The sequence below is a fragment of the Streptomyces sp. LS1784 genome, assembly GCF_020103755.1.
Taxonomy (GTDB): domain Bacteria; phylum Actinomycetota; class Actinomycetes; order Streptomycetales; family Streptomycetaceae; genus Kitasatospora.
In genome coordinates this window covers 1-7,284 of record NZ_JAHSQD010000413.1, presented here as the reverse complement: position 1 = coordinate 7,284, position 7,284 = coordinate 1, and the positions used below count along the sequence as shown (strand labels likewise).

5 protein-coding genes and 1 pseudogene are annotated in these 7,284 nt (G+C 75.5%); 5 read left to right on the top strand and 1 reads right to left on the bottom strand.

The window, feature by feature from the left end:
* A pseudogene (locus KS423_RS33015) lies at positions 1-323 on the bottom strand (asparagine synthase); the annotation flags it as partial.
* An 815-nt stretch (positions 324-1,138) separates the two neighbouring features.
* On the opposite strand from KS423_RS33015, the gene KS423_RS33010 reads away from it, so the two are divergent.
* The 5 genes from KS423_RS33010 to KS423_RS32990 all read left to right on the top strand — a co-directional run.
* Entirely contained in the window at positions 1,139-2,566 is a 1,428-nt protein-coding gene (locus KS423_RS33010) for an MFS transporter (protein ID WP_224283435.1), read from the top strand.
* 571 nt (positions 2,567-3,137) lie between these two features.
* Entirely contained in the window at positions 3,138-4,715 is a 1,578-nt protein-coding gene (locus KS423_RS33005; protein ID WP_224283434.1) for a TROVE domain-containing protein, read from the top strand.
* 94 nt (positions 4,716-4,809) lie between these two features.
* Positions 4,810-6,045, top strand: a complete 1,236-nt coding sequence (gene lhgO, locus KS423_RS33000; protein WP_224283433.1) for an L-2-hydroxyglutarate oxidase — start codon at positions 4,810-4,812, stop codon at positions 6,043-6,045.
* Positions 6,046-6,124: 79 nt separating this feature from the next.
* Positions 6,125-6,955 carry a tRNA (guanosine(46)-N7)-methyltransferase TrmB gene (gene trmB / locus KS423_RS32995; protein ID WP_224283432.1) on the top strand — a complete coding sequence of 277 codons (831 nt, stop codon included), beginning with the start codon at positions 6,125-6,127 and terminating at the stop codon, positions 6,953-6,955.
* A 115-nt stretch (positions 6,956-7,070) separates the two neighbouring features.
* Positions 7,071-7,284, top strand: a 214-nt coding sequence (locus KS423_RS32990) for a hypothetical protein (RefSeq protein ID WP_374120071.1), incomplete at its 3' end; no start/stop codon positions are given.

Here is a 7,284-nt window from a genome sequence, read left to right as displayed (position 1 = left end):
ACGGCGCCGCCGCGGGCGGCGGCGAGGCCGGCGGCGAGCTCGGCGTCGGTGGCGCCGCAGTGGCCGAGGACGGCGAGCCGGGAGGTGGCGGGGGTGTCCTCGACCTGGTCGGGGGCGGTGGGGCCGGTGCTGACCACGGCGGCGGCGCCGGGACGGAGGGTGACCAGGCGGATCTCCGTGGGGCGCCAGTCGCCCACGGCCCAGAGCGGGTCGGTCCCGGTCCACAGCGGGCGCGCGGCGATCGGCTCGATCCTGCCGAGCGCCTCGTACACCGGGGTGCCCGCGCTCGGCGCGCCCGTGCACCAGCCCGTCAGCCACCGCATCGTGCCTCCACCGGACGAGGACCTGCATCCCTGCGGCGCGTTCGCCGCCCGCCGGGCGGCCGGGTGGTGTGCCGTGGCGGCCCGTGCGCGTCCCGACGTGCCCTCGCAGCTCGACGCGCCGTCAGGAGACATCGTGCCACCGCGGGACGTCGCCGTGGCCGGTGTTCCGGGTTCCGCTTCCGTTCGGACCGGCCGCTCGACGGTCACTGCGGCCGCGCGGGCCGACGAGGGTCCGCTCGCGGGCGCGCCCCGGGCCCGGGGCTCCTCCGGCACCCGATCACTGCGGGTGGGCAAGTTCCTTGATCCGCCGGGGAGTTCGATCTTCCCGGCGCTCCGGGGGGTGGGCGGGCCGGACCTCCCCCTCCCCGGCCCGGACCGCCCGCGAACACCTTTGACATGGGCATCGCGAGATGGCCGAAAGGCGTCGCCCAGCCCGGGAGGGCATCCGCATGCCCTCCCGGACTTCACCGCCGCCCGCGGGGATTGAGGCGACGGCGTCCCCCGGCCCGCCGGGTCCTCGACGGCAGGCCGACCCACGACCACCAGCGAATCGCCGACCAGCCGGTCGGGCCAGGGAGCACGGCCGGGCGCACGTGAACACGGGACCGGAGCACGACGCTCCGGCGCGCGGCGCGGTCGGCCGGATCCGAGTGGTCCGGACCAACCCCGGTGCGGCACCGCCGAGTGCGCGATCCCGCCATCCGGAATGCGACCTCTTAACCGTCGGAACGCGTCCGACTACGCTAGGTACAGCAGCTACGGCCCGGTGCCGCCCGGGCCCCGCGCACAAGGCCGCAGGAGGTGTCGCCGCCACCATGACCGTCAGCCCACGTGGACCGAACGAACGGCTCGGCACGCTCCTGACCCTCGCCCAGATCAGCAACGCCGGACTGGCCCGCCGGGTCAACGACCTCGGCGCCCAGCGCGGGCTGACCCTGCGGTACGACAAGACCTCGGTGGCCCGCTGGGTCAGCAAGGGCATGGTGCCGCAGGGGCCCGTCCCGCACCTGATCGCCACCGCGATCGGCGGCAAGCTCGGCCGCCCCGTCCCGCTGGAGGAGATCGGCCTGGGCGACACCGACCCGGCGCCCGAACTCGGCCTGGCCTTCCCGCGCGAGGTCGCCGACGCGGTCCGGTCCGCGACCGACCTGTGGCGGGTCGACCTCGACCTGCGCCGGGGCCCCGGCGGCGGCCGCTGGAGCGACAGCCTGGCCGGCACCTTCTCGGTCGCCGCCTACGCGACCCCCGTCTCCCGCTGGCTGATCACCCCCGCGGACGGCTCGGTGGCCCGCGAGGTGCCGCGTTCCCCCAGCGACGCCTCCTCCTACCGGGTCGGCCACTCGGACGCCGCCAAGCTCCGCGAGGCCGCCCAGGAGGCCCGCCGCTGGGACTCCAAGTACGGCGGCGGGGACTGGCGTTCGTCGATGGTGCCGGAGTGCCTGCGGGTGGAGGCGGCGCCGTTGTTGCTCGCCTCGTACAGCGACGCGGTCGGCCGGGCCCTGTTCGGGGCCACCGCCGAACTGACCAGACTGGCCGGCTGGATGGCCTTCGACACCGGACAGCACGAGGCCGCCCAGCGCTACTACATCCAGGCGCTGCGGCTCGCCCGGGCCGCCGCCGACGTGCCGCTCGGCGGCTACGTGCTGGCCTCGATGAGCCTCCAGGCGGGCTACCGGGGCTTCGCCGAGGAGGCGGTCGACCTCGCCCAGGCCGCGCTGGAGCGCAACCGGGGCCTGGCCACCGCCCGCACCATGAGCTTCTTCCACCTGGTGGAGGCCCGGGCCCAGGCCAAGGCCCGCAATGCGGCGGCGTGTGCGACGGCGCTCGGCGCGGCGGAGAGCGCGCTCGAACGGGCGCGCGCCGGGGATCCCGATCCGGCCTGGATCGACTTCTACGCCTACGACCGGCTCGCCGCCGACGCCGCCGAGTGTTTCCGCGACCTCGGAGTGCCCTCCAAGGTCCGGCAGTTCACCCGCGAGGCGCTGGCCACGCCCACCGAGGGCTTCGTCCGCTCGCACGGCCTGCGGCTGGTGGTCTCGGCGATGGCCGAGGCGGAGGCGGGCGATCTGGACGCCGCGGTCGCCGCCGGCGAGCGCGCCGTCGAGGTGGCCGGCCGGATCTCCTCGCAGCGCAGCCGGGAGTACGTGGTGGAGATGCTGCGGCGGTTGGAGCCCTTCCAGGGTGAACGCCGGGTACGGGAGTTGACCGAGCGGGCGCGGGCGGTGATCGTCGCTCCGGCGTGAGCGGACGGGACGGCGCTCCGGCGCCCGACGGTAAATGGAGTGCGGCGACGGGAGGGACCTGGCTAGGGTTTCTCCCGTCCAGGTGCGCAGGCAGAGGTTACTTCCACTCTTAATGGGCAGGTCGCGGGTTCGAGTCCCGTCACCGGCTTCGGGCCGGTGTAGCTCAGTCGGCAGAGCAGCTTCGTCACCTCAGCCGCCTTCGATCTCTGGACACCTACACGTGAATAGTTCGTCCGCACCTCCCGGTGCGACGGCGGCGGTTACTTCTTGGTGAGGCGTCCGTAGGACGCTGCGGTTCGAGCCCGCGAAACACCGCCGCCACCTTTGATCTCGGGAGGCAGCGCGCTCCGGAGTGCCCGGTGCGCAGGCGGGGGTTACTTCGGATCTTGCGGTTCCGGGTTCAAGTCCCGGGCGTGCCGTGCGCGAGTGCGGCCGCTAGCTCAATTCGGTAGAGCACAAGGCATACACCCCCGCCGACGTCGGCCGCCCAGCGGCCGGCACGATCTCGGGCACCCCGGCCGCGGCATGCCTCCCTCCCCACTGATACCAGCAGGCCGAGGGGGGCTTCCGCATGTCCAGGTTCAACTTCCGCAAGGCCAAGGCGAGTCCGAGCTCGCCGGTGGCCACCACCGGCCGGCGCACCGTCAACCACAACGGCGGCCCGGGCTTCGTCCGGGACCGCAAGTCCGAGCTCTTCCTGCTCGCGATCGCCAACATGGTCGGCCAGGACACCTTCCACGAGCGTGGCGGCGAGCGCGACGACCGCTACACCGCGCTGGTGCGCGAACTCGCGGTCGCCGAGCCGGAGTGGACCGTCGGGCTGCTGCGCTGGCTGCGCTACGGCGCCCAGATGCGCACCGCCGCCCTGGTCGGCGCCGCCGAGTTCACCCGCGCCCGGCTGGACGCGGGCGCCCACGGCCACTCCCGGCAGGCCGTCGCGGCGGTGCTGCGGCGCGCCGACGAGCCCGGCGAACTGCTCGCCTACTGGACCTCGCGCTACGGCCGGGCGCTGCCCAAGCCGCTCAAGCGCGGCGTCGCGGACGCCGTCCAGCGCCTGTACGACGCCCGCTCGCTGCTCAAGTACGACACCGCGGGCAAGGGCTACCGCTTCGGCGACGTGATCGAGCTGACCCACCCCTCGCCGGCCCCGGACAAGGAGTGGCAGGGCGCGCTGTTCGCGTACGCGCTGGACCGCCGGCACCGGCCGGACGAGGCCGTCCCGCCGACCGCCGACCGGATGCTGACCGCCAACCGCGCGCTGCTGGCGCTGCCCGTCGAGGAACGCCGGGCGGCGGTGACCGCCGAGGACGGCGCCGAGCGGCTGGCCTCCGCCGGGCTGACCTGGGAGGCGCTGGCGGGCTGGCTGCAGGGGCCGCTGGACGCGGCGGTCTGGGAGGCGGTCATCCCGTCGATGGGTCCGATGGCGCTGGTGCGGAACCTGCGCAACTTCGACCGGGCCGGGGTCTCGGACGCCGCCGCGGCCGAGGTGGCCCGGCGGATCTCCGACAAGGGCGAGGTGCGGCGCTCGCGCCAGTTCCCGTTCCGCTACCTGGCTGCGTACCGCAACGTGCCCTCACTGCGCTGGGGGCACGCGCTGGAGACCGCGCTCGGCCACTCGCTGGCGAACGTGCCCGAACTGCCCGGCCGGACGCTGATCCTGGTGGACCGCTCCGGTTCGATGTTCGACCGCTCCGGCGGGCCCACCGAGCTCAACCGGGCGGACTCGGCGGCGATCTTCGGCACCGCGCTGAAGGTCCGGGCCGCCGAGGCGGACCTGGTCGAGTTCGGCACCACCAGCCAGGTGGTCGAGGTCGGCCGGGGCGAGGCGGTGCTGCGGGTGCTGGAACGTTTCTCCAGTCTCGGCGGCACCAACACCGCCGACGCCGTCCGCACCCACTACCGCGGCCACGACCGGGTGGTGATCGTCACCGACGAGCAGACCGGCCCGGGCCGCTGGGGCGGCGACCCGCTCGCCGCCGTCCCGGCCCACGTGCCCGTCTACACCTGGAACCTGGCCGGCTACGCCCCGGGCCACGGCCCCAGCGGCGGCGCCCACCGGCACACCTTCGGCGGCCTGAGCGACGCGGCCTTCCGGCTGATCCCCCTCCTGGAGGCCGGGGCGAACGCCGCCTGGCCCTGGGAGGCGTAGCCCGGGCACCCCTCCGCGCGCCCTCGACCCGCCCGTCCCGCCGTGGCAGCATCGGCCCCGGCAGGACGGGCCGGGCGAGGGCGAGGAGTGCGCGGTGACGGACCAGGTCGACGTGGCGGTGGTGGGCGGCGGGATCGTCGGGCTGGCCACGGCGTACGCACTGACCCTGGCACGGCCGGGGCTGCGGCTCGCGGTCCTGGAGAAGGAGGCCGGCTTCGCGGCGCACCAGACCGGGCGCAACAGCGGGGTGATCCACAGCGGCGTCTACTACCGCCCCGGCTCGTACAAGGCCCGGTTCGCCGTCGCGGGCGCCGCCGAGCTGGTGGCGTTCTGCCGCGAGCACGGCATTCCGTACGAGGTGACCGGCAAGCTGGTCGTGGCCACCGGCGCCGCCGAACTGCCCCGGCTGGCGGCGCTGGCCGGGCGCGGGCGGGCCAACGGCATCCCGGTCACCGAGCTGGACCGGACCGGGATCGCCCGCCACGAGCCCGAGGTGACCGGGATCGCCGGGCTGCACGTCGCCACCACCGGCATCTGCGACTTCCCGGCCGTCGCCACCGCGTACGCCCGGCTGGCCCGGGAGGCCGGCGCCGAACTGCGGCCCGGCAGCGAGGTGCTGGCCGTGGCCCGGCGCCGGGACGGGGTGACGCTGCGGACCCCGGCCGGAGAACTGCGCTGCCGGGTGCTGGTGAACTGCGCCGGGCTGCACAGCGACCGGATCGCCCGGCTGACCGGGGACGACGCCGGGGTGCGGATCGTGCCGTTCCGCGGCGAGTACTACGAACTGACCGAGCGGCGCCGGAACCTGGTGCGCGGCCTGGTCTACCCGGTGCCCGACCCGGCCTTCCCCTTCCTCGGCGTGCACCTCACCCGGGGCGTCCACGGGGACGTCCACGTCGGCCCGAACGCGGTGCCCGCGCTCGCCCGCGAGGGCTACGACTGGCGCACCGTCCGCCCGCGCGACCTCGCCGACACCCTGGCCTTCCCCGGCACCTGGCGGATCGCCCGCCGGCACTGGCGGTACGAGCTGGGCGAACTGCACCGCTCGCTGTCCAAGCGGGCGTTCACCACGGCCGTCCGGCGGCTGCTGCCCGCCGTCGCCCCGGAGGACCTGGTGCCGGCCGCCGCCGGGGTCCGGGCCCAAGCGGTGGCCCGGGACGGCTCACTGCTGGACGACTTCGCCTTCGCCGGCTTCGACCCGGACGACCCGCGCTCCCCGCGCCGCGCGGTGCACGTGCTGAACGCACCGTCGCCCGCCGCCACGGCCTCGCTGCCGATCGGCCGGGAGGTGGCCCGCCGGGCCCTGGCCGCGCTGGAGGCCGGCGGGTGAACCGAGCAGCGGTCGGGCCGATGAGTCCGGTCACAGGCCCGGCCGGAGAGCCCCGACAGCCCCGTAGACTCGGGTGATTGTGACTGCCACCGCCCCGATCCCCCAGACCTCGCCGTCCGCCCGGCTGTCCGCCGCGCCGGCCGCCTACCCCGCGCCGATGTACCCGCACAAGGCCACCGAGGCCCAGCACCGCGAGCGTCGCATCCGCAGCTTCCAGCCGCGCCGGGGCCGGATGACCAACGCCCAGGCGAGCGCCCTGGACCGGAGCTGGGAGACGTACGGCATCCCCATCGACGGCAGCCCGCTGGACCTGCCGGAGCTGTTCGGCGGCCTGCCGGTGACCCTGGAGATCGGCTTCGGCATGGGCGAGACCACCGCCGCGATGGCCGCCGCCGACCCGGCCATGGGCATCCTCGCCGCCGACGTGCACACCCCCGGCCACGGCAACCTGCTCGGCCTGCTGGAGCGCGACGGCTCCCGGAACGTCCGCACGGCCGCCGGCGACGCGGTGATCCTGCTGCGCGACATGCTCCCGGACGCCTCCCTGGCCGGTCTGCGGGTCTACTTCGCCGACCCGTGGCCCAAGCCGAAGCACCACAAGCGCCGGCTGGTCCAGCCCGACTTCCTCGACCTGGTGCTGCCCCGGCTCGCCCCCGGCGCCCTGGTGCACTGCGCCACCGACTGGGAGCCGTACGCGGAGCAGATGCTGGCCGTGCTGTCCGCCTCGCCGGAGCTGGAGAACCTGCACCCCGAGGGTGACGGAACCGGCTGGCTGGAGCCCGCGGACCACCCGGACGGCAGCATTCCCGGCTACGCCCCGAGGCCGGACTGGCGTCCGGTCACCAAGTTCGAACGGGCCGGGATCGCCAAGGGCCACGTCGTCCACGACCTGCTGTTCCGCCGCCGCTGACCCACCGGGGCCGTTCGAACGGGCGGACGCGCGGCGGCCGTGCGGTCGGGCCCGGGACGGACGGCTCGTCCCGAGTCCTCCCGACGGGCCGTCACCGTGGCCTACCCTGTGCCGCATGGGCAGCCCGTCCGGCGGCGGGTTCCGGAGGAACTGTCGGACGACGGTTCGAGCCGCCGCCGACGCACCGGAGACGGTCCCGAGCACCGGCGACACCCGGACCATCCCGGGGCCCCGGAGGCGCCGGGCCCACCGGCTGCTGCCCCGGCCGGGTACCGCGCCCGCCGTACCGGTCCCGCCCGGGGCGCCCACCGCCTCCCCCGCCGCGGCCG

Coding starts and splice junctions, on each gene's coding strand:
- KS423_RS33010 (WP_224283435.1), top strand. CDS start 1,139: ATGACCGTCAGCCCACGTGGACCGAACGAACGGCTCGGCACGCTCCTG.
- KS423_RS33005 (WP_224283434.1), top strand. CDS start 3,138: ATGTCCAGGTTCAACTTCCGCAAGGCCAAGGCGAGTCCGAGCTCGCCG.